Genomic DNA, 24,972 nt, shown 5'->3' with positions numbered 1-24,972 from the left:
ATAAAAGCGGCAGGAATATTTTATATTCCTGCCACTTTTTGTATTAGTAATGGTAGTATAATTATATTAATATGACATGAAGGGGAATTTTAGTGAAGCAGCTAGGTTTTCAAAGTATTTTGATAATTTGTAGTCATTTATTTTTTATTTGGATGGCCTTTTTGGCGGTACAAACTTTAGATTGGAATAAATTTTTTCATAATAGAGCCAATAATTGGAGCAAGGTATTAATTGTTTTGCTGGCTGTTACTATTGGCTATACAGTAAGTTCGTGTTTTATTAATATTTTGCAATCATTTCAAAACTTGATTTTTATGTTTTAGGTAATTAAATTGTACAGATATGCTGGGTGTGGAGGATGAGTATGGTAAGATCGATTGGAATTGATTTGGGAACAGCCAATGTTTTAATTAATGTCAAGGGTGAAGGGATTGTAGTCAATGAACCTTCCGTTGTAGCAATTAACACGGATGATCATCAAGTAGTAGCTGTCGGTGAGGAAGCTTATAAGATGGTGGGGCGTACACCAGAAAATATTACAGCTATTCGTCCTTTAAAAGATGGTGTGATTGCAGACTTTGATGTGACAGAAAAGATGCTAGAATATTTCATCAAGAAAATAAATACTGGTAAAATGTTTTCTAAGGCTCGGATTATGATTTGTTGTCCTACAAATATTACGGCAATTGAACAAAAAGCAATTATTGAAGCTGCTCAACAAGTCGGTGGTAAGGATGTTTATTTGGAATTAGAACCTAAAGTTGCTGCAGTAGGCGCGGGAATGGATATTTTTAAACCCCAAGGGAACATGGTTATTGATATTGGTGGTGGTACCAGTGATATTGCTATTTTATCAATGGGTGATATTGCAACCAGTAGTTCGTTGCGCTTGGCCGGTGATAAGATGAGTACAGCCATTAGAAATTACGTAAAAGATCAGTATAATATTATTATTGGTGAAAGTACTTCAGAAGAAATTAAAAAACAAATAGGTACTGTATTTGAGCCTGATCCTAATGAACAAATGCAAATTCGTGGTCGTGATATGCAAACAGGCTTACCAACGGCGGTGACTATTTCAGCGGTTGACACAGAAGTAGCTTTACGTGATATTATGTATACAATTATTGATCGCGCTAAGAAAGTGTTGGAACAAACAGCTCCAGAATTATCAGCGGATATTATTGATCATGGCATCATGTTAACTGGTGGTGGTGCTTTAGTGAACGGAGTTGATCGTTTATTTGCCCGTGAACTTCAAGTGCCAGTAATAATTGCTGAAGATCCTTTAGATACTGTAGCCAAAGGAACGGCTATTTTATTGGATCAAATGGATGTTAATAAACAACAAAAGCGTTAGTGAAGGTAGACTTTGATGAACGGTTCCTATGGTAATAAGTTACTAAAAAATATTTTTAAAATAATTATTGCTTTTTTGATTTTATTTATTATTGGTATGATGATTGGTTCTGTCATGGGCGGTGGCAATTTGTTAACACCACTATTGCCCAGTACTTGGTCACATATTATTAAATTTGCAAGTTAATGAAGTTTTTATTTATTAAGTTAGTGCGTGGCTATCAAAAATACATTTCTCCAGGGTTGCCACCTAGTTGTCGTTATTATCCAACTTGTTCGACTTATATGATTGATGCTTTAAAAAAGCATGGTTGGTTGAAGGGAACAATAATGGGGTGTAGCCGTATTTTGCGGTGTAACCCTTTTGTGCGCGGTGGTGTTGATCCGGTGCCAGATAATTTTACTGTTTTGCGTAATAAGCACCCTGAGAATTATGAAGATGATATTATAGCACGTAAGTTTCATCCATAAACAATTAAGAGGACTTTATGAAAACAAAAGAACGAAAATTTAACATTGATCTATTAGAAAAAGATAGTAATTCTTGGCAGTTGGTTGTTAATCTTAAATATCAAGAGCAGGTTATCGCTAACATTAAACAACTTGATACCAAACATTTTGAAGTTGTCTTGGTAGATGATGTGAATGCTACCAAAAATACGGTTTCCAGTTTAGAAGAAGCTGTTAATAGCGCTTTGATGACTTTTAATCTGCACCTACACTAGGAGTTTAATTGAATGAACGTAGCAAATAAGAGAAGTAATCAAAATAAAGATGAAAATTCTCGTATTGATTATGGAGTTATTTTTTCGGTAATGTTATTAGCCTTAATCGGTTTAGTTTCCATTTATGTAGCTGCTTCACATGATTTGCGATCAGTTGGACCTTGGCATGCTGTGATTTCGCAGTTGGCGTGGTACGTAGTGGGCGCAATTGGCGTGATTATTATTATGCATTTTGATACCCAGCAACTTTGGAATATTGCTCCATATGCCTATTGGTTTGGGATAGCGCTTTTGATTGCTGTACTCTTTTTTTATAGTCGTGATTATGCTATTAAGACTGGGGCAAAGAGTTGGTTTGCCTTAGGACCGCTGTCTTTTCAGCCTTCGGAAATCATGAAACCAGCATTTATTTTAATGCTTGGTCGGGTAGTTACCACGCATAATCATGAATACCGACATCATACTTTGAGCAGTGATCGAATTTTGATTAGTCGGATGATTTTGTGGTCTTTGCCTGTGGTTGTTTTGATGTTATTACAAAAAGACTTTGGGACAATGCTGGTGTTTTTAGCTATTTTAGCTGGTGTTATGTTGGTTTCAGGTATTGATTGGCGAATCTTAGTCAGTTTATGTTTGATTGTTGTTTTATTGGGGACATTAGCAATATCTCTAGTGGCAACGGATGGCGGACGTGAAGTTTTAAGTCATATTGGCTTTCATGCCTATCAGTTTGAGCGAATTGATTCTTGGTTGGATCCTTCGCGAGATACTTCTAATAATAGTTATCAACTATGGCAAAACTTGAAGGCAATTGGTTCTGGTAAGTTATTTGGTAAGGGATTTAATCATTCTAATGTTTATGTTCCCGTTCGTGAATCAGATATGATTTTTTCCGTTATTGCTGAAAATTTCGGTTTCATTGGTTCTTGTTTTTTAATTATCGTGTATTTTATGTTGATTTCACAGATGATTAAAGTGACTTTTGATACTCGTAATGAATTTTATGCTTATGTGTCCACCGGCATTATCATGATGATTTTGTTCCATGTTTTTGAAAATATTGGGATGAGCATTGGTTTATTACCAATGACGGGAATTCCGCTGCCATTTATCTCGCAAGGTGGATCGTCGCTCTTGGCTAATATGATTGGTGTTGGAATGATCATGTCGATGCGCTATCACTATAAAAGTTATATGTTTAGTGGCAATGATTTTCAATAATTTGCTAAAAAAGCATACGATAACTCTATTTTGAGTTATTGTATGCTTTTTTAATTCCTTACTTACTCATCACTTAATTTAGTACGAACAACCATAACATCACACGCAGCATGTTGGATGGTGAACTCAGTTACTGAACCTATAAGCAAGCGCTCCACAGCATTCAACCCTGTTGCACCAACAATGATTAGATCAATATTACATTCTTTAGGGTAAGTTAAGGCAATTGTAGTTTTAGGTGCACCATATTTTAAAGTAGCACTTACATGTTTAATTCCTCGTTGCAAAGCTGTTTTTTGATATTCATCCAGATTTTGTTTGCTTTTATCAGTGACTTGTTGAACCTTTTGTGAATCAAAACTAGATACTTGCTGAAAAGATCTTGTGTCGAGAACTTGAACAATATGCAAATGTGCTTGATTATTATGAGCAATCTTCAAAGCTTTGTTAAAAGCTACTTCGGCAGCGTAAGAACCATCAACAGCCACTAAAATATTTTGATATGGTTGAGTCATTATTTCCCCCTAAATTAATCTATACATTAACTTAATTGAGCTAGTGTTAGTGCAAATCCCCCTGTAATTAAGCTACCGACGACTAATGTTATTAAATTCCACGTTAATGGTGCTAAGAGCAAGATAACTATCCCTAATATTGCAGTGACTATAAGCAACCACGCCGTAGTTTTTAGTAAATGCTGCAAGGCTGTCAGTTTTTGCTGGTCCACTTGGATAAAAGGATTTGGAATTGTTTTGAGCAAAAAAATACTTAAACTTATTAATACAGCAATAAAAAATAAAATGAGTATTTTAACCATTGGCATCCTCGTTATTTTTGGTATTTTGCAATTTACTTAATTGCTCATAAGTCTGTTTGAGACCAATTTCATATTTGCTGTTGGTTTTAGGTTGATAATAGTGAATTCCCAATAATTGATCGGGGAGATACTGCTGGGCAACCCAGTCGTTATCGTAATCATGAGGATAACGATAATCAAGGCCATGTCTTAAAGCTTTGGCACCTTGATAGTGGGCATCTTTTAATTTAGCAGGAATTTGACCACTATGACCACTATTGACATCTTTTAAAGCAGCATCAATGGCTGTAATCCCCGAATTCGATTTGGGACTCAAGCATAATTCAATAATAGCATCAGCTAAAGGAATTCGCGCTTCAGGTAAACCGACTTTTTCCGCTACCTGGCAAGCTAAAACGGCATGTTGACAAGCTGTTGGGTTAGCTAAACCTATATCTTCATAGGCACAAATTAATAAACGCCGAATAACGGTTTTTAAATCGCCGGCGACTAAAAGACGTGCCAAATAATGTAAAGCAGCGTCAGTATCACTGCCACGAATTGATTTTTGGAAAGCAGAAATAGTGTCATAATGGCTATCGCCATCTTTGTCGGCGACTAGGCGTTTTTGCTGCAAAGATTCTTCCACAGTAGCTAAGCTGATTTTGATTGTGCCCGTTTCATCAGGTGATGTGGATTTAACAGCCAATTCTAGACCGTTTAAAGCACTGCGCAAATCTCCACTAGTTGTTGTGGCTAGAAAAGTTAGGGCATCCTCAGCTAAATTAACATGATATTTGCCAAGTCCTCTTTTTTCATTAGTAAGAGCTTGTTGCAGAGCTTTTTTGATGTCAGCCGGTTGTAGAGGATAAACTTCAAAAATTTGGGTACGGCTGCGGATCGCTGGGTTAATTGACATATATGGATTTTCTGTTGTAGCGCCTACCAAAATAATTTGTCCACTCTCTAATAAAGGTAGCAGAAAATCTTGTTTAGCTTTATCTAGGCGATGGATTTCATCTAACAATAAAACAACAGTCCCGCTCATTTTAGCTTCTTCAGCAACAATTTGTAATTGTTTTTTAGAGTCAATCGAAGCATTTAACTGGCGAAAAGCATATTTGGTACTGCCGGCAATAGCACTAGCAATACTAGTTTTACCTGTACCAGGGGGACCGTACAAGATCATTGATGAAAGCATCTTAGCTTTGACCATGCGCGCAATAATTTTATTAGGTCCCACCAGATGCTGTTGACCGACTATTTCAGCAATAGATTTAGGACGCATCCGAAAAGCTAAAGGTTCTTGCATGAGATTTATTACCTTTCTTATTATACTAACTATAATAATTGGCTAAAATAAAAAAGCAACCAAAGGGTTGCCTTTTGTTGGTGAAGATGTTAAAGAATTTGGTTGTAAAATTCAACAACTAATGATTCATCAATTTCAGGTGCTAATTCATCACGTTGTGGTAAACGGATTAATTGCCCTTCAAGTTTGTTATCGTCAAATTCTACAAATGATAAGCGAGCAACATTAGCTTCCAAAGAATCTTTGACAACTTGCAAATTCTTAGAACGTTCACGCAAAGAAATTGTTTGACCAGGTTTAACACTGTAAGAAGGAATATCAACGCGTTTTCCATCAACAGTGATATGACCATGGTTAACTAATTGACGTGCTTGAGCACGAGTGGTAGCCAAACCTAAGCGATAAACGATGTTATCTAAACGTGTTTCCAATAAGATCATAAAGTTTTCACCATGTTTACCTTGACGAATCTTACCGGCTTTCAAGAAGGCATTACGGAATTGACGTTCATTTAAACCATACATCAAACGTAATTTTTGCTTTTCTTGTAGTTGAGTACCATATTCAGACAACTTACTCCGATTGTTAGGACCATGTTGTCCAGGAGCATACGGCCGACGAGCCAATTCTTTACCTGTACCAGATAAAGAAATACCTAAACGACGTGATTTTTTCCATGTTGGACCTGTATAACGCATATAAATAAATCCTCCAATAAATTTGTTGGAGTAAAATAATTAATTCTTGAGTTCAACATTTGGACAGTTTATATTACAATCTTCACCCCTTGCAGCCGCAGGTTACACAATTGAACACTATCTGCTATAAACTGTTGCCCGAGCCTGTCACTCAACGCTGCAATTATTTTACACGCTTGCTATTTTAGCGATTTTTATGATTTAAGTCAATGAAACTAAATAAATTTTACTGTTTTTCCGACTAATAATACATTTATTTGCTATAATCTAATTTGAATTATATTTTTGAAGTTGAGGAGTGTGAATTGTGGCAATTATTATTGTTCTAATTATAGTTATCATTGCTATAATTTTAGGAATATTTTATTTTTATCAAAAAAACCTCAAAGCGATCGATCAAATAACATCTGAACTAGATCAATTAAATCAGATTAATTTTGATAGTACGATTCAACAAGTTTCGAATATGAAACTAGCAGGTGCTAGCTTGGCTAGATTCGAGCAAGATTGCAAGCAGTATCAACAGATTAAACGCGATTTAGTGCCACAATTACAAACCTCTTTAATAACAGCTTCAGAAAGTAATTCTAGTTTTAAAATTTGGTCGGCACATAAAAAATTACAGCAATTGCAAGAACAAGTTGCGCAATGCTTACAAAATTTAGAACAAGCAACTGTAGGCTTAAAGTCGTTATTTACAAGCATCCAACAAAATCAAGTACGTTTGCATGAATTGCAAGGTAAAGTAGAGAAAAATCAACAGTTTCTAGTCAATTCTGCTGACAAATTAGGCGCCGTGAAAGTTAGTTTACAGGCAGCTTTAAACGAAATAAATGATAACTTTGATCGTATTATTATATTAATCAATAATGGGGATGCACTGGCTGCTCAACAAGCTTTACAAAAGTTGACAGATGATTTAAAAGAGTATCAAGACCTATTGCAATCAGTAGAACAGCGTTTACAAGTTGATTTTCAGGCACAAGTTGCTGAATTACAAGTTGCCAATAAAAAGATGCGTGGTGCAGGAATTCATTTTCCAGATCCTCAACTAAGTGAGGTTTTAGTTAAGCTTCAGCCGCAGTTGTTAGACTTAAATAAAAGTTTAGTGGCGTTAGATTTTGAACAGTTTGACAAATTAGAAAAGCAAATTGCTGAACAAATTGATTATTTGTATGAACGTGTAGCCAAAGAATGGCGTGCTAAGAAAAAAGTACAAAAAAATCAGTTGATTTTGAATGATTTTATAAATCATGCAAATCATCAAAATCGCTTTTTGAGACAGCGAATGGAGCGTTTGAGCAAGCAGTTTGCTTTAAATGAGTATGATCGTCAGCTAGTTAATTCTTTTGAACACAAATTACAAGAGATTAATCAACAATATCAAAAACAATTAAAGACCATTCGTAATAATGTCGCTGTTTACTCAGATGTTTTGCATAGCTTTCAACAGCTAAATCAACAATTACAAAATATTGAACAAGAACAAGTTAAAATTGACAATAGTTTAAATGGGTTGGTAGAAGGCGAAAAAGTTGCTCAAAATAGTTTCAATGATCTGACCATGAAATTAGATCAAATTAAACATCGAGTAACTGCCATGCGTTTGAAAGGGTTGCCTAAGAGTTATCTAAAAAGTTATCAAATTGCAGAAGCAAATATTAAACGAGTTCATACGTTGATAAATAGTAATCCGTTGAACGTAGAAGAGTTGACTAAGCAAGTAGCAACAACCAATGAAGCTTTAAATAATTTGGAATCACTTGTGGAGCAATTAATTAATGATATCGTATTAACAACGCAATTATTGCAGTATTCAAACCGTTATTTGGAAACTGTTCCTGCTATGGAAAAGGCTATTGAGCAAACGCAGGCTTTGTTTGATCAGCAATTTGATTATGCTAAGGCGCTGGCTACAATTGAGCATGCTTTAGAGCAAGTGGAACCTGGTGCGGTAGAGCGTATTAAGCAACTTTATATAACGGATCAAGAAACACCAGTTTAAAAAACTCTCCTTGGGGGAGTTTTTTAATTGAAAATATTGAGTAGTTGACTTTTTGAAAGCCGATTAATCAGTTACAATATTATGTTGGAGTGTGGAAATGATATATTTTGATAACAGTGCAACAACTAAAATTACCCCGGCGGTTTTAGAAACTTATGATAAGGTTAGTCAAGAATTTTGGGGCAACCCCTCTAGCTTACATCGGTTAGGCGATAAAGCTGATCAAATTTTGGAGTCAGCACGTAACCAGATTGCCACTATTTTACATTGTCGCCCAGAAGAGATTTATTTTACCAGTAGTGGTTCAGAAGGTGATAATTGGGTTTTGAAAGGTACAGCACTGGAAAAAAGTACTTTTGGCAAGCATATCGTTACTTCTAGTATTGAACATCCTGCAGTAACGAATTCTTTGCAGCAATTAGAAAAACTAGGTTTTGAAGTAACTTACTTGCCTGTTGATAAGACAGGACATATCAATCCAATGGACGTTAAGGAAGCTATTCGTCCGGATACTATTTTGGTGTCTATTATGGCTGTTAATAATGAAGTTGGGGCTATTCAGCCATTGCAACAAATTGCTACTATTTTGCAAAATTATCCAAATATCCATTTCCATGTTGATGCTGTGCAGGCAATTGGCAAGAACCTAGGTGAGCAGATCTTTGATCCACGGATTGATTTTATGACTTTTTCAGGTCATAAATTTCATGCTCCTCGGGGTGTTGGTTTTATTTATGCTAAGCAAGGACGTAAGATTGCACCTTTAATTAATGGCGGTGGGCAAGAAAATAACTGGCGCAGTAGCACAGAAAATGTGCCTGCCATTGTTGCCATGGCAAAGGCGCTCAGAGTAGCTACGACCGATGAAATAAACAAGGCACAGCAACAACAAGAATTGCGGCATATGTTATTACAACATTTAAAAACTTTAGCAAATGTGGCTATTTTTTCTCAAGAAACGCCCGATTTTGCACCCCATATTGTATGTTTTGCTATTAATGGTGTGCGTGGTGAAACTATCGTACACGCTTTTGAGCAATATGATATTTATTTATCCACAACTAGTGCTTGTTCATCTAAGAAGGGCACTAAATCCATTACGCTCAAAGCAATGCATGTACCTGATAAAATTGCTACAAGTGCAATTCGAGTCAGTTTAGATGAAACTAATACAGTTGAAGAAATGCAAGAATTTATAGCAACTTTAGATAAGATTTACCAGCATTTTCAAGTTTTAAATTAAGGAGTTTGGTATGGAATATACAGAAATAATGGTGCGCTACGGTGAATTATCGACGAAAGGCAAAAATCGGCGGAATTTCATTGATCGCCTACACGGTAATGTTGAGAAAGTTTTATATAAATATCCAGATTTACGAATCCATCCAAAACGCGATCGTATGCATATCATTTTAAATGGTACAGATGCTACTACAATTATGAATCATTTAAAAGTTATTTTTGGAATTCAAAATTTTTCGCCAAGTATTCGCATTGATAAAGATTTGACAGCTATTAAGGAATTGGCTTTCCAGTTAGTTTTGGAACAGTATCAACCGGGAAAAACTTTTAAAATTACTACTAAGCGGGCTGATCACCAGTTTGAATATGACACTAATCAAATCAATTTAGCTGTAGGCGATTATGTCAGTGATAATATTCCGGATATTCAAGCAGAAATGCGCCAGCCTGATATTAAAATTCAAGTTGAAATACGGCAAGATGGAGCTTATTTATCCAGTAAAACTTTTAAAGGTGCCGGTGGATTGCCAGTGGGCACAGCTGGCAAAGCTGAACTAATGTTATCAGGGGGCATTGACTCGCCGGTTGCTGGATATTTAGCAATGAAGCGGGGGGTGGATATTGAAATGGTTCATTTTTATAGTCCCCCTTATACTAGCGAGCATGCTTTGCAAAAGGCAAAGGATTTAACTGTTAAATTAGCTAAATATGCGGGAAATATCCAATTTATCCAAGTTCCTTTTACCGAAATTCAAGAAACAATCAAACAAAATGTGCCCGAAGGCTATTTAATGACTATCCAACGTCGTTTCATGCTACGCTTAACAGATGCTATTAGGCAACAACGGCAAGCTTTAGCTATTTTTAATGGGGAAGCGGTTGGTCAAGTAGCTTCACAGACTTTAGAAAGTATGGTGGCTATCAATGATGTGACCACGACACCAATTTTGCGCCCTGTAGCGACAATGGATAAAACGGATATTATTAAAATTGCCGAGAAAATTGATACTTTTGATTTATCAATTAAACCCTTTGAAGATTGCTGTACGATTTTTGCGCCACCGCGACCTAAAACCAAGCCGAGAGTGGACAAGGCGCAACAATTTGAAGCCCAGTTAGATGTGGCTGGTTTAATGGAGCGAGCTTTAAAGGAAATTGAAGTCACAAATATTACTCCTTTTGATAGTTATCTAGCGCCTGTTGACGAACAAATTAGTTCTTTACTGTGATTTTAGTTGACGGCAACGAATATTTTTTCTATGATATGAAGTAATAATTAAGCGTTGAACAAGAGAGCTATTAAGGAACTTTTTACAGAAAGACTAAGGTGCTGAGAGTTAGTCAAAATATTTAATAGTAGTAGCTTGGGAGCTGTCGTTAAGTTATTTAATGACCGGGAAACCGTTACCGATTGAGCTGGAGTAGCATTACTCTAATTTAGGTGGTACCGCGTATGCCCACATTCGTCCTAATCATGAATTAGGGCGTTTTTTATTTTGAAGAAAGTAAGTGATCAAATGAGTGCGACAACAATGGATACAAAATATAATCACATTGAAGTTGAAGCGGGACGTTATCAAGAATGGGTTGATGCTGGTTTATTTAAACCAAGTGGTGACCAAAATGCTAAACCCTACGCAATTGTTATTCCACCACCTAATGTGACGGGAAAATTGCATTTAGGACATGCTTGGGATACGACAATTCAGGATATTTTAATTCGAGAAAAGCGTATGCAAGGTTTTGATACTCTGTACTTGCCAGGAATGGATCATGCTGGAATTGCCACACAAGCAAAGGTTGAAGCCAAACTACGAGCAGAAAATAAGACTCGTTTTGATTTAGGTCGTACAAGATTTGAAGCAGAAGTTTGGAAATGGAAAGAAGATTATGCACAAATTATTCGGTCACAATGGGCAAAAATGGGTCTTTCTTTAGATTATTCGCGCGAACGTTTTACATTAGATGAAGGCTTATCTAAAGCGGTTCGGAAGGTTTTTGTTCAATTGTATAACAAAGGCTTGATTTATCGTGGTGAATATATTATTAACTGGGATCCAGAGTTGCAAACAGCTTTGTCAGATATTGAAGTAGAGCATCAAGATGATCAAGGTGCTTTTTACCACGTACGTTATCCGCTAGCTGATGGTTCAGGTGATATCGAAATTGCTACGACGCGTCCTGAAACAATGCCCGGAGATGTGGCGATCGCAATACATCCGGGTGATGAGCGTTATCAAGATTTAGTTGGTAAAGAAGTTATTTTGCCACTATTTGATCGTAAAATACCGATTATTGAAGATCATTATGTTGATCCAGAGTTTGGAACTGGGATGGTCAAAATTACGCCAGCGCATGATCCTAACGATTTTAAAGTCGGTAATCGTCACAATTTAGCACGATTAAATGTTATGAATGCTGATGGTACTATGAATGAAAATGCTGGTATTTATCAAGGATTAGATCGTTTTGTAGCACGAAAGAAAATTGTAGCAGATTTAAAAGAACAAGGTTATTTGTTATCAGCTGATCCGATTACACATAGTGTTGGTCATTCGGAACGTTCTGGAGCGCAAGTTGAGCCACGTTTGTCGACGCAATGGTTTGTCAAAATGCAACCTTTAGCTGAAATGACTTTGAAAAATCAGCAAACTGCTGACAAGGTTAATTTTGTGCCCACACGTTTTGAACATACCTTTGAACAATGGATGAATGATGTTCATGATTGGGTTATTTCACGGCAATTATGGTGGGGACATCGGATTCCAGCTTGGTATAATAAACAAACTGGTGAAATGTACGTTGGTGAACAAGCTCCAGAGGATGAACAAAATTGGGAACAGGATCCTGATGTGTTAGATACTTGGTTTTCCAGTGCTTTGTGGCCTTTTTCGACATTAGGTTGGCCTGATGAAGAAAATCCTGACTTTAAACGTTATTTTCCTACGAATGCATTAGTTACAGGTTATGATATTATCTTTTTCTGGGTTGCTAGGATGATTTTCCAAGGTTTGGAATTTACTGGACAAAGACCTTTCAAAGATGTAATTTTGCATGGCTTAATGCGAGATGAACAAGGTCGCAAAATGAGTAAATCGCTGGGGAACGGAATTGATCCAATGGATGTAATTGATAAATATGGTGTAGATGCTTTACGCTGGTTTTTAGTAACTGGATCAGCTCCAGGGCAAGATACGCGCTTTAGTTACGAAAAGGTCGGGGCCGCTTGGAACTTCATCAACAAGATTTGGAATGCTAGTCGTTTTGTAATTATGAATCTGGAAGATGTTAAAGCCCCTACAACTTTCCCGCAAGATAATTTAGATTTGGCTGATAAGTGGATCTTGGCACGGTTAAATACTACGATTGCTAAAGTATTGCAACTATTTGAAAAATATGAATTTGGTGAAGTTGGTCGTTTATTGTATAACTTTATCTGGGATGAATTTTGTGATTGGTATATTGAATTAAGTAAAGCCACTTTGACCGGTGATGATGAGCAATCTAAGAATAATAAGCGGACTGTTTTAGTTTATGTTTTGGATCAGATTTTACGATTATTGCACCCAATTATGCCTTTTGTTACTGAAAAAATTTGGCTAACCATGCCTCATAGCGGAGAATCTTTAGTAACTGCTGAATATCCTACAGTTAATTTGGAATTAGAGGATGAGAAAGCTGTTAAACAAATGACAGCTTTAATTCAAACGATCAAAGCTATTCGTCAAATTCGTTCGGAAGCCAATGCACCCTTATCTAGTCCAGTGGATATTTTAATTCGACCTAAAAATCAAGAGATGCTAACTATTTTGCAAAATAATCAGGAATACCTAAATCGTTTAGGTCATCCGAAAGATTTAGTAATGCAATTGGATTTGGTAGCTCCAAAATTAGCTATGACGCAAGTTGTTGATAATGCAGAAGTTTATATGCCTTTGTCAGAATTAATAGATTTAGATGAAGAAGTTAAGCGACAAGAAAAAGAATTAAATAAATTGCAAAAAGATATTGATTTTGTAAATAACAAACTTAATAATGCTGGTTTTGTAAAGAACGCACCGGCAGAATTGGTAGCTAAGCAAAAAACTAAGTTGGCGGAATATCAAGCTCGCCAGCAAAGTATTGAACAACGGATTATTGAATTGAAAAATGCTTAAAAACATGACTTTTAAACTGTAGTGACTATTCACTGCAGTTTTATTAAATAAAGGAGTGATATTGTGAATTATCAAGAAACTTTACAATATATCCATCATTTACCACATTTACATGCAGATAATAGTTTATTTTATGTAAAAAAAGTACTGACTGCTTTAGATGACCCACAAAATAAGGCAAAGTTAGTTCATATTACTGGGACCAATGGTAAAGGAACGACTGGCTATTATTTAACGCAGTTATTGGTGAAAAATGGTGCACATGTGGCAACTTTTGCTTCGCCATATGTGCAAAAGTTTAATGAGCGTTTTTTGCTTGACGGTCAAGAAATTAGCGATGAACAAATTGTGTCTTTGGCAAAGCAAGTAATCACCGTCGTACAGCAAATTAAAACGCAAGATTCCAGTTTTTGTTTGGTAGAATTTGAATTTTTAGTAGTGATGATGTTCTTATTTTGTGTACAAGAAAATGTAGATTACGGCATTATTGAAGTGGGTATCGGAGGACAACATGATAAAACAAATGTTTTCACCCCAGAATTATCGATTATTACCAACGTTGGTTTAGACCATGTTGATTTAATTGGACCAACACTTTTAGATATTGCTAATGAAAAAGCTGGAGTTATAAAGTCTAATCGTCCGGTTGTTGTAGGGCAAGTCGACACACCAATTAAAACTTTTTTAAAGCAAGAAGCTGCTAAATTAACCGCACCAGCTTACTTTTTTGATGAAGATTATTTCTTGGGAAATATTAAGCCTGTACATGGTAGAAAATTGAAGTTTACTTGGCATAATAAAAACTATCAATTCCGTAATATTACTTTTAATTCTTGGGCACATACGCAACTATTAGACTTTGCGATAGCTTTAGAAGCATTTAGTTTGTTGCAAGAAAATCACCTGAACACTAAAGTAGTTCATCAAGTTGCTCAATTGCCAGGACTACCTGCTCGTTTGCAATTATTAGCAACTGATCCATTAATTGTTGTCGATGGAGCACACAATGAACCTGCAATCAAAGCATTAGTTGCTAATTTACAACCATTGGCGAAAAATCGGCGAGTAGTTGTTTTGTATGCAGCAATGGTTGATAAAGATCGTAAAACAATCTTAAAGTTGTTACGCAGTTTTGCACAGGAATTAATTGTGACTAGTTTAAGCGAAGCTAGAGGAGCAAAAAATTCGGATTATGATTCATCAGTAAATTTGGTTACGCCTTGGCAAGTGGCTTTTGCACAAGCATTGCAATCTCTAGATGGAGAAAGTATATTAGTGATTTGTGGGTCCTTACACTTTGCAGGTGAAATACTAAATTTTTTGGAATAAAAAATATTTTTACGTACTTTAATTTATTGAGGTGGATAAATTGCAAGTACAAGATTATGAATTTAATTCCTATGCAACTGGTACTAAGTTATTAGATGATATTTTATGTTCAATGACTTTAAATACGGAAATACGTCAAAAGATAATTGATAAAATAAAAAAGTTAACAAGTAATTTTACTGATTTAGCTGCGCTAGATTATCCTAATTTGCAGCAAATTGGGTTATTGAATGATCACCAAATCAGTGGTCTTTTAGCGGCTGTCAAGTTAAGTTATTTATGGCAAAAAGAACAATTATTAGCTACTAAAAAATTTCATGAATTGCGCTTCATTTATCAACATTTAATTGATAAATTAGGAATGTGTCAGCAAGAAACACTTTTAGGTATGTTTTTTGATAACCAGCAACGCTTATTACGGGAACAAATTATTTTTCAAGGTACGTTAACTAAAGCTATGGTTGCACCACGAGATATTGTTCGCCGAGCGTTACTTTTACCGTGTACTAGCCTTTTAATTGCGCATAATCATCCCAGTGGTTTGCTAAAACCTTCTAATGCTGATGTTACATTTACACAAAGGTTGCAAACTTGCACTAATTTATTTGAAATCAAATTAAATGATCATATAATTGTCGGCCAACGAGATTATTTTAGTTATGCGCAAAATGGATTATTATAATAAATATTTTGAATTAATTTTTTGTATGATATACTTTAAAAGAAAGTTTAAGTACTGTTATATAAGGGAGATAATGCTTTGTTTGGAATGCGTTCACGAAATATTGGAATAGATTTAGGAACTGCCAATACGATTGTTTATGTTGATGGTCAGGGAATTGTTTTGCGCGAGCCCTCAGTGGTAGCTAAAAGAGTAGAAACTGGCGAAGTTGTCGCTGTTGGTGAAGAAGCCCGAGCAATGATTGGTCGGACTCCTGGTAGCATTAAAACGATTAGACCGATGAAAGATGGCGTTATTGCTGATTATGATACTACAGCTGCCATGATGAAGTATTTCTTTGAAAAAGCCGTGGGCAATTCAAAAACTGATGTGATGGTTTGTGTGCCTAGTGGTGTTACAGAAGTTGAAAAAAGAGCTGTTATTGAAGCTACCCAAAATGCGGGTGCCCATGATGCCTATTTGATTGAAGAACCTTTTGCTGCAGCGATTGGTGCAGGGCTTCCAGTAATGGATCCAACTGGTAGTATGGTTGTTGATATTGGTGGTGGAACAACCGATGTAGCAACAATTTCTTTAGGTGGAATTGTTTCTAGTCGCTCAATTAGAATGGCAGGCGATAAGTTCGATGAATCAATTATTGATTATATTCGCCAAAAATATAATTTGTTAATTGGTGAACGAACAGCTGAGCAATTAAAGATGGAAGTTGGCTCGGCTTCAGTTGAAAAAGCTGCTGAATTGGCAGATATTAGTGTGCGCGGACGTGATTTGTTAAAGGGATTGCCTAAGACTGTAGATTTAAAAGCTGTTGATATTGCTCAAGCTATCCATGAAGATATTGAAGAAATTGTAGTAGCAATTAAAGAAACTCTAGAATCAACTTCCCCTGAAATTGCTGCTGATGTGATTGATCATGGTATTGTTTTAACAGGTGGTGGTGCTTTATTAAAGAATTTACCAGAAGTTATTTCTGATTCTACCAAGGTTCCCGTATTTGTGGCACAAGATCCGCTGGATTGTGTAGCTGTTGGAACAGGCGAATCACTAAAAAATCTTGATGTAATGAAACGACATAGATAAAAGAGTGGTTGGAGCCACTTTTTTAATTTAGTGGAGGAGTTTAATGCGGAACTTTTTTTCTAATAAAAAGTTAATTATTATCATGGTCGTAGTAATTGCTACTTTTGGTTTGATCTCTGCTTCTGTTACTTTAAGTAATAAAAGAGATCAACCGGCGTTTATACATCAGGTGGGTAATGATACGATCGGCATTGTGGGTGATGTTGTTGCTTATCCTGTCAATGGAATTAAAAATATTGGTAACAATGTGACAAGTTTATTTAATACCTATCAAGAAAATCGGCGTTTAAAAACACGTATCGATGATTTAGCACAAACTAAAGCACAAAATGGTACTTTAAAAAAGGAAAACCATGCTTTGAAAAAGCAAGTCAAATTAAATAAAACATTAACTGATTATCATAAATTATCGGCTAGTGTTATTTCGCGATCACCTAATGAATGGCAAGATTATTTGATTATTAATCGTGGTTCCTTATCTGGTATCAAAAAAAATATGCCAGTAGTTTCAGAATCTGGCTTAATTGGTCGAGTTGTGGAAGTTAATAAGACTAATTCCAAGGTAAGTTTAATTTCCACTGATAAGTCGCTAAGTAATAAATTTGCAGTGGAAGTTTTGAAAAAAGACGGTAATGATGCTAGTGGAATTATTGGTAGTTACGACAAAAATGACAATATGTTAGTAATGACCAATGTAACGTCGACGACAGGTGTTAAAAAAGGTCAGCAAGTTGTTACTTCTGGTTTAGGTGGTTTGACACCACGTGGCTTATTTGTAGGAACTGTGGCACATATCAAAAAAGATGATTATGGTTTAGTTTCTTCTATCTATATTAAGCCAGCGACTGATTTAAATAATTTCACGGTTGTTACTGTGATTAGCCGAGATGTTGAAGATGATTAATTTAAAAAGTAATACTTCCAAGTATATTGTACAAGTTGGTTTATTATTGGTTGCCTTTTTTTGTGATGGCTTAATTAAAGGTGTAGTGCCAGTTTTCAATTTACCTTCTTTCAAGGCTTCACCACAATTTTTGTTATTAATATTAGTGATGATGAGTTTGCGTGATGCACAAAATACACGGCAATTATTTTGGGAATCTTTGATTTTAGGCGTCTTGTATGATTCCTATTATTCGCATGTTTTTGGACTGTACACAATTATTTTTCCATTGACATTGTTAATTATTCAAAGGATTCGTTTTTATGTCCCGGAAACTTTTATTTTTGAATGGAGTACTTATTTTATTGTTTTGACATTAGCGATTGTATACTTGTACTTGATTGGAATATTTTTAAGTTTGGCATCCACGGATGTTGCTGTTTTTGTTGTCAATTGGTTAGCACCAACTTTATTAGTTAATTCATTATTTTTTGTAATTTTATATTTTCCATTAGCTAAATTGCTTAATTGGTTAATATAACAGGAGGTCAATGATGAAGAATGTAGCATTAAAAGGTAAGGGTCAAGAGTATTATTTAGAAATTTCTTCTTATTGTGACTTTAATGCTGCATTGGAAGACATGAAAGTTTTGTTTGATGACCTAGCTAAAAGTACCGACAAGCTAACTTTGATAGTTGATACTCAGCAGCGCTTACTAGGTGAAAAACAGATTACTGAATTAAAACAGTTAATTAAATCCTATCACATGCTAGATTTGAAACAAATTGTTAGTGCAGTAGACACTAAAACTAGTTTAAATAATATTTTGAAAAAAAATCAAATTCAAATTGAATCACATATTGTTCGATCTGGGCAAATATTAGATTATAATGGCAATTTATTGCTTTTAGGTGATGTTCATGCTGGTGCTCAAGTCAGGGCTACGGGGAGTATTTTTGTAGTTGGTGTAGTTGAAGGGATTATTCATGCTGGTTTTCCTGACAATGATGATGCCGTTATAGCTGGTAATTTAGGTGCTGCCAGGCAAATTCGCATTAGTGATCTTTTTCAAATTGTAGCCGATCTAGCTATGGATAATTTAGAGATGGATTCCTTTTTTTATGTTAATGATCTGCATACAATAGCCATTGATAAAATTGATAATTTAGCAACTATTAAACCTCAAAAAGAGATTATTATAAGTTAAGGGGGAAATTTGATGGGAACGTCAATAGTTGTTACTTCAGGTAAGGGTGGCGTCGGTAAAACAACGACGGCAGCTAATTTAAGCTTAGCTCTAGTTCAAGCTGGTAAAAAAATTTGTGTTATTGATTTGGATGTTGGTTTACGCAACTTAGATGCTATTTTAGGGTTAAGTGATCGTGTTATTTACGATATTGTTGATGTGATAAGTGGGCGTATTGATGTACAAAGGGCTTTGGTTCAACATCCACAGTATAATGGCTTATGCATGCTAGCGGCGTCGCAGAGTGCCAGTCAAGATAATTTGAATATTGAGCGTATTAGTCAAATTGTGCTTGATCTGAAGAATAGTTTTGATTTTGTGATTATTGACTGTCCTGCAGGTATTGAAAGGGGATTTCAAGCTGCTGTTGCGGTGGCTGATAGCGCTATTGTTGTGACAACGCCCGAAATTGCTGCTGTTAGTGATGCTGATCGGGTTGTTGGTATTTTAGAAGCGGCTAATCTAACTTATGGGATTCACTTAGTTATTAATCGAGTGCGTTTACAAATGATCCAAAGTGGTAAATCTATGGATATACAAAATATTGTCAATAGGTTGTCAGTACCCTTAATTGGTGTTATTATCGACGACGATGAGGTGATTGCTTCATCTAATGATGGACATCCTGTAGTTGGTATCCAAGATAGTAATCCAGCAGCGATTGGCTACACTAATTTAGCACATCGTATTTTAGGTAAAGATATTCCCCTAAATGAAATTGACAACAATCGTTTGCCTACTAAGAAAAGTGGTTTTTGGCAACGTTTGTTTAAAAGCAAGTGATTTTATAATGTTAAATTAATATTATGATTTTGATCAAGATAGATATGTGGGCTGGTTCAGAGAAGCTGTGGTTGATGTGAACAGTTACTAGTGACAACATAGAACACACTTGTGAATTATAATATTGGTTTATCCGGCTGGATGACAGTCGTTATCAGCAGTTAGGTTAACTGGTTGAGGTGTCTGATGTGAATTAGGCACGAACTGAGGTGGAACCACGAATATTATTCGTCCTCTTAAGCAAATAATGCTTAGGAGGATTTTTTTATTTTAAAGTGAGGTTGAAAGTTATGAAATATATTAGTGAAATTATGCCGTCCTTATTATCGGGAACTAAAGTGACTGTGGAATTGTTTGTAATCACCTTATTGTTGGCAATCCCAATAGGAATATTATTAGCACTCGGATTAAGAAGCCGTTTTCGATTATTGAAAATAATTTTGGAAGCATATGTTTGGTTAATGCGAGGAACCCCATTGCTATTACAATTAATTTTCATTTTCTATGGCTTACCGACAATTGGAATCGTTTTTGAACGTTTTGTAGCTGCAGTGATTGCTTTTGTACTAAATTATGCTGCTTATTTTGCTGAAATATTTCGTGGTGGCTTGCAGTCTGTTAGTCAAGAACAAAGTGAGGCAGCTGCCTTATTGGGATTATCCAAGCAACAAGCCTTTCGCTTTGTGATCATGCCTCAAGTTGTCAAAATTGTTCTACCTTCGATGGGAAATGAGGTTATTAATCTAGTTAAAGATTCATCTTTAGTTTATGTCTTGGGTATTGGAGACTTATTACGTGCTGGTAATGTTGCTACTGCTCGTGATGTAACGTTAGTTCCATTAGTTTTAGTAGGTATTATTTATTTATTATTGACAGGTATTTTAACGTATATACAAAATAAAATAGAGCGAGGTTTCTCATATTATGAATAATCCAACTGCATTGCAATTAATTGATGTTACCAAGTCGTTTGCACATAAAAAGGTATTAGATGGAGTGAATTTACAAGTAGGTGTGGGTGAAATTTTGTCTATTGTTGGTCCTAGCGGCGTTGGAAAAACAACGTTATTACGCACTATTTTAGGATTGGAAACCGTTGATCAAGGACAATTTAAGGTAAATAACCAAGCGTTTAACCCTAAGGATCACAGCCAAAATAAAATTGGCATTGTTTTTCAAGATTTTCGCCTGTTTCCTAATTTAACGGTTTTACAAAATATTATGTTAGCTCCTTTACGGGTTCAAAAAGTCCCACATGATAAAGTTGATGGAGATGTGCAGCAACTATTAAATTTATTGCAGTTAGAAGAGCAAAAAGATTATTATCCTTTTCAACTATCTGGTGGTCAAAAACAGCGAGTCGCCATTGCCCGTGCTTTAATTTTACGTCCACAAATTTTGTGTTATGACGAACCAACTAGTGCTCTTGATGCACAAAATAAAAGTCAAGTATCTGAATTATTACGGACATTTAAGGAGCGACAAATTACACAATTAGTCGTGACGCATGATTTAGAGTTTGCACATGAAGTATCTGATCGAATGTTTAACTTAGGGGAGCAAACACAATGAAAAGAATATTATCTTGGATCATGGGGAGTTTAATGTTGGTTTTGCTAAGTGGTTGCAGTTTAGCTAATCAGCGCTTAGGTACCAAACAAAGCACTTTAATTGTTGGTTTGGATGATTCGTATGTACCAATGGGATATGAAACTAAAAGTGGCAATTTGGAAGGCTTTGATGTTGATCTAGCAAAAATGGTCGGTCAGACGATGCATCGAAAAATTGTTTTTCAGCCGATTGATTGGTCAATGAAAGAAACGGAATTGCGGAATAGAACTATTGACTTGATTTGGAATGGCTACAGTAAAACGCCACCGCGCGCCAAAAAAGTAGCTTTCTCCAAGCCTTATTTAACCAATCAGCAAGTTATTGTAGTACAAAGAAAAAGTAATATTCGAAAGGTCAAGGATCTACAAAATCAAAGTGTAGGTACGCAATCAGGATCAGCTAGTTACACCAAAATTATACAAAATCCTAGTTTATTGAAAGATTTCATTAAAAACAAAACGCCTGTACAATATGACAGTTTAGAACAAGGAATGCTAGACTTGAATGCTGGACGTATCAAAGGATTTATGATTGACAGTGTTTTTGCTGATTATTATGTCAAACACACCAAAAATCCCCAGCAATATCGTATTTTGCAAACACAATTCACTGGGGAAGATTTTGCTGTTGGAATGCGCAAAGATGACTCTAAAACTAGAAAAGAAATCAATCAAGCTTTATATAAATTAAAGCAAATTGGCAAATTACAACAATTACAACAAAAATGGTTTGCCAGCTAAAAGCTTGTTTTAAACGCTAAGATTTAAAGCATAATCAATCGCTTTTGCTACACCATCTTCTTTATTACTGGTGGTTTGATACTGTGCCAATTCTTTGATGGCAGGGACGGCATTATCCATGGCTACTCCTAGGCCTGCCACTTTAATCATTGATTCGTCATTCAAATTATCGCCAATTGCCATTACTTGTTGCATGTCGACAGCATTTTTTTGTGCAAATTCTTGCAAAGCAGTTCCTTTTTGTGCTTTTTTATTGTTGATTTCTAAGTTATTAGCTGCTGAAGAAGTAATAATTATTTCTGGAAGCTGTTCTAATTGGTGGCGTAAGTCAGACAAGGCATCATTTTTTTCATCGGCAAATACTAACAATTTCATCACACTAATAGTGGGATTTTGTAAAATGGATTCATAATCGGCAACATAGTTAATATTAACAATTTCCGGCCGCTGTTGAGCCTTTTTAAAGGCTTGATCAAATGATAAATTAAGATTAACAGCACGTAGTGAATTAGTAAAATGTTTTAATCTTTGAAAACGACTAGTAGAATAAATCCCATGATCGGTAACGATTTCAAAATACAGTTGCTTTTTCTTGATAGCTGCGATACTTTGAAATAGGGTCGCTTTCTCTAAGGGGATTTTGACGATTGGCACAGTGTTGGAATCATAAACGAGTGCGCCATTTAAGGTTATAATAGCTGGCTTAGTAGTTAAATTTTTGATTAATGGTTTAACTTCAGATAGTCCTCTACCAGTTGCGATGACAAATTGAATACCTGCGTTGGTCGCTTTTTGAATAGCATCCAAGTTATTTTGAGAGATAGTGGCTTGATCGTTTAACAACGTTCCATCCATATCGGATGCAATGATTTTGATTGACATAGCATGCCTCCTCTTACAGGAAAATTTTAGCATAATAAGTGGGTGATGGGTTGAAGCAATTAATAAAAAATGATTGGCAAACAGTTATTGGTCCAGAGTTTGATAAAGAATATTATCGCCAGTTGCATCAATTTTTGAAACATGAGTACCAAACACAGACAATTTATCCTGATATGTATCACATTTTTCAAGCTTTTGAGTGGACATCTTATCATGATACAAAAGTGGTTATTTTGGGACAAGATCCTTATCATGGACCCAATCAAGCCCATGGTTTAAGTTTTTCAGTTTTACCAGGCAATAAGGTGCCACCTTCTTTACAAAATATTTATAAAGAATTACAAGCTGATTTAGGCATTGCTCCAGTTAAACACGGTTATTTGAAATACTGGGCACAACAAGGTGTATTATTACTTAATTCGGTTTTGACAGTACGACAAGGTAAAGCATTTTCGCACCAAGGAAAAGGTTGGGAGACTTTAACGAACCAAGTTATCCAAAAGTTGTCCCAAAAGGGTGGTGTAGTCTTTATTTTGTGGGGGAAAGCGGCTAAAGCCAAAAGTAATTTAATTGATATTAGTAAAAATACAATTATTAGTTCTACGCATCCGAGTCCTTTTTCAGCTAATTATGGCTTCTTTGGTTCAAGACCATTTTCGCAAACTAATAAAGCTTTGCAGAAATATCATGAACAGCCAATTGATTGGCAATTACCACAGCAACCGCAAGATAATTAATTATAGGGGGAATTTCATATGGAATTATTTGAATCTTTAAAACAAAAAATAAGTGGTAAAAATAAAAAAATTGTTTTTCCAGAAGCCAGCGATCAGCGCATTTTGCAAGCGGCAGCGCAATTAAAACAAGATAATTTGTTGGAGCCGATCTTTTTAGGTGATGCCACTAATATTACACAAAAAGCCAGCGAATTAGGAATTGAGATTAAAGGTATTTCAATCATTGATCCCAACAATTATGCTGATTATGAATATATGGTTGAAGCTTTCGTGAAGCGGCGCAATGGGAAAAATAGCCCAGAACAAGCGAAAAATATGTTACGCGATTTTAATTATTTTGGCACAATGTTAGTTTATTTGGGAAAGGCTGATGGAATGGTTTCAGGAATTATTCACCCGACTGGTGATACTGTACGTCCAGCTTTACAAATTATTAAAACTAAACCGGGTATCAAACGCACAAGCGGAGCTTTTATTATGCAGAAAGGTCAAAAACGCTATTTATTTGCTGATTGTGCTATTAATATTGACCCTAGTGCTGAAGATTTAGCTGAAATTGCTGTGATGTCTGCACAAACAGCTAAATTGTTTGATATTGATCAAAAAGTAGCGTTACTGAGCTTTTCTACTAAGGGTTCTGCTAAAGGTGATGCAGTTGATAAAGTAGCCCGAGCCACTCAATTAGCTCAAGAATTGGCACCTGATATTTTGATAGATGGTGAATTACAATTTGATGCGGCTTTGGTTCCTAGTGTAGCTGAGCAAAAAGCACCTGGTTCTAAAGTTGCCGGTCAAGCTAGTGTATTTGTTTTCCCAGAATTGCAATCTGGTAATATTGGCTATAAAATTGCTCAAAGATTAGGTGGCTTTGAGGCTACAGGTCCGATTTTACAAGGCTTAAATAAACCAATTTCTGATTTATCACGTGGGGCCAATAGTGAAGATGTTTATAAATTAGCTTTAATTACCGCTGCACAAGCAATATAACAACGAGGTTACAATGATAATTAGAACATGTAGTTACCAAGAAACAGTTGCCTTAGGACAATATTTAGGAACATTATTGCAGGCTGGAGATGTATTGCTATTAGATGGCGATTTAGGTGTTGGTAAAACAACCTTAACACGAGGGATTGCTCAAGGATTAGGTATTAATCGCTCAATTAAAAGTCCAACTTTTACTTTAATTAGAGAGTATCAAAATGGTCGTGTCCCGCTTTATCATATGGATATGTATCGCCTAGAAAATGCAGCGGATTCTGCCTTAGGGTTAGAGGAATATTTGGGTAGTGATGGGGTTACAGTAATGGAATGGGCACAATTTGTTGCTGACCAATTACCTGAGGAGTACTTGCTTGTTCAAATTGCACGCGATAATGATCAAGATGAAGAGCGTTTTATCACATTTAAACCTCGTGGTGAACATTATCAATCACTGTTAAATAATTTTATAGCTATGTATCAAAAGCATTCACGATAATTT

At 35.7% G+C, this 24,972-nt stretch carries 28 protein-coding genes and 1 other annotated feature; of the genes, 23 read left to right on the top strand and 5 right to left on the bottom strand.

The features are described 5' to 3' along the window. Positions 1-92 precede the first annotated feature (92 nt). From MOO47_RS01150 to MOO47_RS01125, 6 genes are read left to right on the top strand one after another with little or no spacing between them, the layout of a single operon-like run. Positions 93-323, top strand: a complete 231-nt coding sequence (locus tag MOO47_RS01150) for a DUF1146 family protein (protein ID WP_249513024.1) — start codon at positions 93-95, stop codon at positions 321-323. 41 nt (positions 324-364) lie between these two features. After that, positions 365-1,360 (top strand): rod shape-determining protein, encoded by a 996-nt coding sequence (mreB, locus tag MOO47_RS01145; protein WP_249513023.1) that lies wholly within the window; start codon positions 365-367, stop codon positions 1,358-1,360. A 15-nt stretch (positions 1,361-1,375) separates the two neighbouring features. Next, complete coding sequence (locus MOO47_RS01140) at positions 1,376-1,546, top strand: DNA-directed RNA polymerase subunit beta (protein ID WP_249513507.1); 171 nt, start codon at positions 1,376-1,378, stop codon at positions 1,544-1,546. Further along, complete coding sequence (gene yidD / locus MOO47_RS01135) at positions 1,546-1,830, top strand: membrane protein insertion efficiency factor YidD (protein WP_249513022.1); 285 nt, start codon at positions 1,546-1,548, stop codon at positions 1,828-1,830. Before MOO47_RS01140 ends, yidD begins: the two co-directional genes overlap by 1 nt. Before the next feature lie 17 nt (positions 1,831-1,847). Then, complete coding sequence (locus MOO47_RS01130) at positions 1,848-2,084, top strand: DUF2969 family protein (RefSeq protein WP_249513021.1); 237 nt, start codon at positions 1,848-1,850, stop codon at positions 2,082-2,084. A gap of 12 nt (positions 2,085-2,096) precedes the next feature. Next, positions 2,097-3,305 (top strand): FtsW/RodA/SpoVE family cell cycle protein, encoded by a 1,209-nt coding sequence (locus MOO47_RS01125; RefSeq protein WP_249513020.1) that lies wholly within the window; start codon positions 2,097-2,099, stop codon positions 3,303-3,305. 62 nt (positions 3,306-3,367) lie between these two features. Here MOO47_RS01125 and MOO47_RS01120 read toward each other — a convergent pair whose 3' ends face one another. From MOO47_RS01120 to rpsD, 4 genes are all read right to left on the bottom strand, one after another. Then, entirely contained in the window at positions 3,368-3,820 is a 453-nt protein-coding gene (locus tag MOO47_RS01120; protein ID WP_249513019.1) for a universal stress protein, read from the bottom strand. A 26-nt stretch (positions 3,821-3,846) separates the two neighbouring features. Then, the gene (locus MOO47_RS01115; RefSeq protein ID WP_249513018.1) at positions 3,847-4,128 is read right to left on the bottom strand and encodes a hypothetical protein; all 282 of its coding nucleotides are present in this window, start codon (positions 4,126-4,128) and stop codon (positions 3,847-3,849) included. After that, entirely contained in the window at positions 4,115-5,413 is a 1,299-nt protein-coding gene (locus MOO47_RS01110; protein WP_249513017.1) for a replication-associated recombination protein A, read from the bottom strand. The genes MOO47_RS01115 and MOO47_RS01110 overlap by 14 nt, the downstream gene beginning before the upstream one ends. 89 nt (positions 5,414-5,502) lie before the next feature. Beyond that, complete coding sequence (rpsD, locus tag MOO47_RS01105) at positions 5,503-6,111, bottom strand: 30S ribosomal protein S4 (RefSeq protein ID WP_249513016.1); 609 nt, start codon at positions 6,109-6,111, stop codon at positions 5,503-5,505. Positions 6,112-6,418: 307 nt separating this feature from the next. Between rpsD and MOO47_RS01100 the strand changes: the two genes are divergently transcribed. The 14 genes from MOO47_RS01100 (at position 6,419) to MOO47_RS01035 (ending at position 21,870) form a co-directional block, all read left to right on the top strand. After that, positions 6,419-8,116: a septation ring formation regulator EzrA gene (locus MOO47_RS01100; RefSeq protein ID WP_249513015.1), complete on the top strand. Its 1,698-nt coding sequence runs from the start codon at positions 6,419-6,421 to the stop codon at positions 8,114-8,116. A 97-nt stretch (positions 8,117-8,213) separates the two neighbouring features. After that, entirely contained in the window at positions 8,214-9,359 is a 1,146-nt protein-coding gene (locus MOO47_RS01095) for a cysteine desulfurase family protein (protein WP_249513014.1), read from the top strand. A gap of 10 nt (positions 9,360-9,369) precedes the next feature. After that, positions 9,370-10,587 (top strand): tRNA uracil 4-sulfurtransferase ThiI, encoded by a 1,218-nt coding sequence (gene thiI / locus MOO47_RS01090; RefSeq protein WP_249513013.1) that lies wholly within the window; start codon positions 9,370-9,372, stop codon positions 10,585-10,587. Between the two features lie 45 nt (positions 10,588-10,632). Then, positions 10,633-10,832, top strand: a binding site (T-box leader). Positions 10,833-10,875: 43 nt separating this feature from the next. Continuing rightward, a complete protein-coding gene (locus MOO47_RS01085) occupies positions 10,876-13,515 on the top strand; it encodes a valine--tRNA ligase (RefSeq protein ID WP_249513506.1) in 2,640 nt (879 codons plus the stop codon). Between the two features lie 63 nt (positions 13,516-13,578). Beyond that, positions 13,579-14,844: a bifunctional folylpolyglutamate synthase/dihydrofolate synthase gene (locus tag MOO47_RS01080; RefSeq protein WP_249513012.1), complete on the top strand. Its 1,266-nt coding sequence runs from the start codon at positions 13,579-13,581 to the stop codon at positions 14,842-14,844. Between the two features lie 40 nt (positions 14,845-14,884). Beyond that, on the top strand, positions 14,885-15,526 hold the full coding sequence (locus tag MOO47_RS01075; protein ID WP_249513011.1) for a JAB domain-containing protein: 642 nt from the start codon (positions 14,885-14,887) through the stop codon (positions 15,524-15,526). Between the two features lie 78 nt (positions 15,527-15,604). Next, positions 15,605-16,606, top strand: a complete 1,002-nt coding sequence (locus MOO47_RS01070) for a rod shape-determining protein (protein WP_317617090.1) — start codon at positions 15,605-15,607, stop codon at positions 16,604-16,606. Positions 16,607-16,649: 43 nt separating this feature from the next. Further along, complete coding sequence (gene mreC, locus MOO47_RS01065; protein ID WP_249513010.1) at positions 16,650-17,510, top strand: rod shape-determining protein MreC; 861 nt, start codon at positions 16,650-16,652, stop codon at positions 17,508-17,510. Then, positions 17,503-18,030 (top strand): rod shape-determining protein MreD, encoded by a 528-nt coding sequence (gene mreD, locus MOO47_RS01060; protein WP_249513009.1) that lies wholly within the window; start codon positions 17,503-17,505, stop codon positions 18,028-18,030. The genes mreC and mreD overlap by 8 nt, the downstream gene beginning before the upstream one ends. A gap of 10 nt (positions 18,031-18,040) precedes the next feature. Beyond that, positions 18,041-18,697, top strand: a complete 657-nt coding sequence (locus MOO47_RS01055) for a septum site-determining protein MinC (protein WP_249513008.1) — start codon at positions 18,041-18,043, stop codon at positions 18,695-18,697. Between the two features lie 12 nt (positions 18,698-18,709). Further along, entirely contained in the window at positions 18,710-19,519 is an 810-nt protein-coding gene (minD, locus tag MOO47_RS01050; RefSeq protein ID WP_249513007.1) for a septum site-determining protein MinD, read from the top strand. A gap of 290 nt (positions 19,520-19,809) precedes the next feature. After that, a complete protein-coding gene (locus MOO47_RS01045) occupies positions 19,810-20,451 on the top strand; it encodes an amino acid ABC transporter permease (protein ID WP_249513006.1) in 642 nt (213 codons plus the stop codon). Then, positions 20,444-21,091, top strand: a complete 648-nt coding sequence (locus tag MOO47_RS01040) for an amino acid ABC transporter ATP-binding protein (RefSeq protein ID WP_249513005.1) — start codon at positions 20,444-20,446, stop codon at positions 21,089-21,091. Before MOO47_RS01045 ends, MOO47_RS01040 begins: the two co-directional genes overlap by 8 nt. Beyond that, on the top strand, positions 21,088-21,870 hold the full coding sequence (locus MOO47_RS01035; protein ID WP_249513004.1) for an amino acid ABC transporter substrate-binding protein: 783 nt from the start codon (positions 21,088-21,090) through the stop codon (positions 21,868-21,870). Before MOO47_RS01040 ends, MOO47_RS01035 begins: the two co-directional genes overlap by 4 nt. A 9-nt stretch (positions 21,871-21,879) precedes the next feature. Here the strand turns inward: MOO47_RS01035 and MOO47_RS01030 are convergent, their stop codons facing one another. Next, complete coding sequence (locus tag MOO47_RS01030; RefSeq protein ID WP_249513003.1) at positions 21,880-22,752, bottom strand: Cof-type HAD-IIB family hydrolase; 873 nt, start codon at positions 22,750-22,752, stop codon at positions 21,880-21,882. 50 nt (positions 22,753-22,802) lie between these two features. Between MOO47_RS01030 and MOO47_RS01025 the strand changes: the two genes are divergently transcribed. Genes MOO47_RS01025 through tsaE form a run of 3 tightly spaced genes read left to right on the top strand, consistent with a single transcriptional unit; the run spans position 22,803 to position 24,969 of the window. Beyond that, entirely contained in the window at positions 22,803-23,489 is a 687-nt protein-coding gene (locus MOO47_RS01025; protein ID WP_249513002.1) for a uracil-DNA glycosylase, read from the top strand. Between the two features lie 18 nt (positions 23,490-23,507). Beyond that, the gene (gene pta, locus MOO47_RS01020) at positions 23,508-24,476 is read left to right on the top strand and encodes a phosphate acetyltransferase (protein WP_249513001.1); all 969 of its coding nucleotides are present in this window, start codon (positions 23,508-23,510) and stop codon (positions 24,474-24,476) included. Positions 24,477-24,489: 13 nt separating this feature from the next. Next, positions 24,490-24,969, top strand: a complete 480-nt coding sequence (gene tsaE / locus MOO47_RS01015; protein ID WP_249513000.1) for a tRNA (adenosine(37)-N6)-threonylcarbamoyltransferase complex ATPase subunit type 1 TsaE — start codon at positions 24,490-24,492, stop codon at positions 24,967-24,969. Positions 24,970-24,972 lie beyond the last annotated feature (3 nt).

The sequence above is a fragment of the Bombilactobacillus thymidiniphilus genome, assembly GCF_023380245.1.
GTDB lineage: Bacteria > Bacillota > Bacilli > Lactobacillales > Lactobacillaceae > Bombilactobacillus > Bombilactobacillus thymidiniphilus.
The sequence above is the reverse complement of the archived record's forward strand: the minus strand, read 5'-3'. Positions and strand labels throughout refer to the sequence as shown.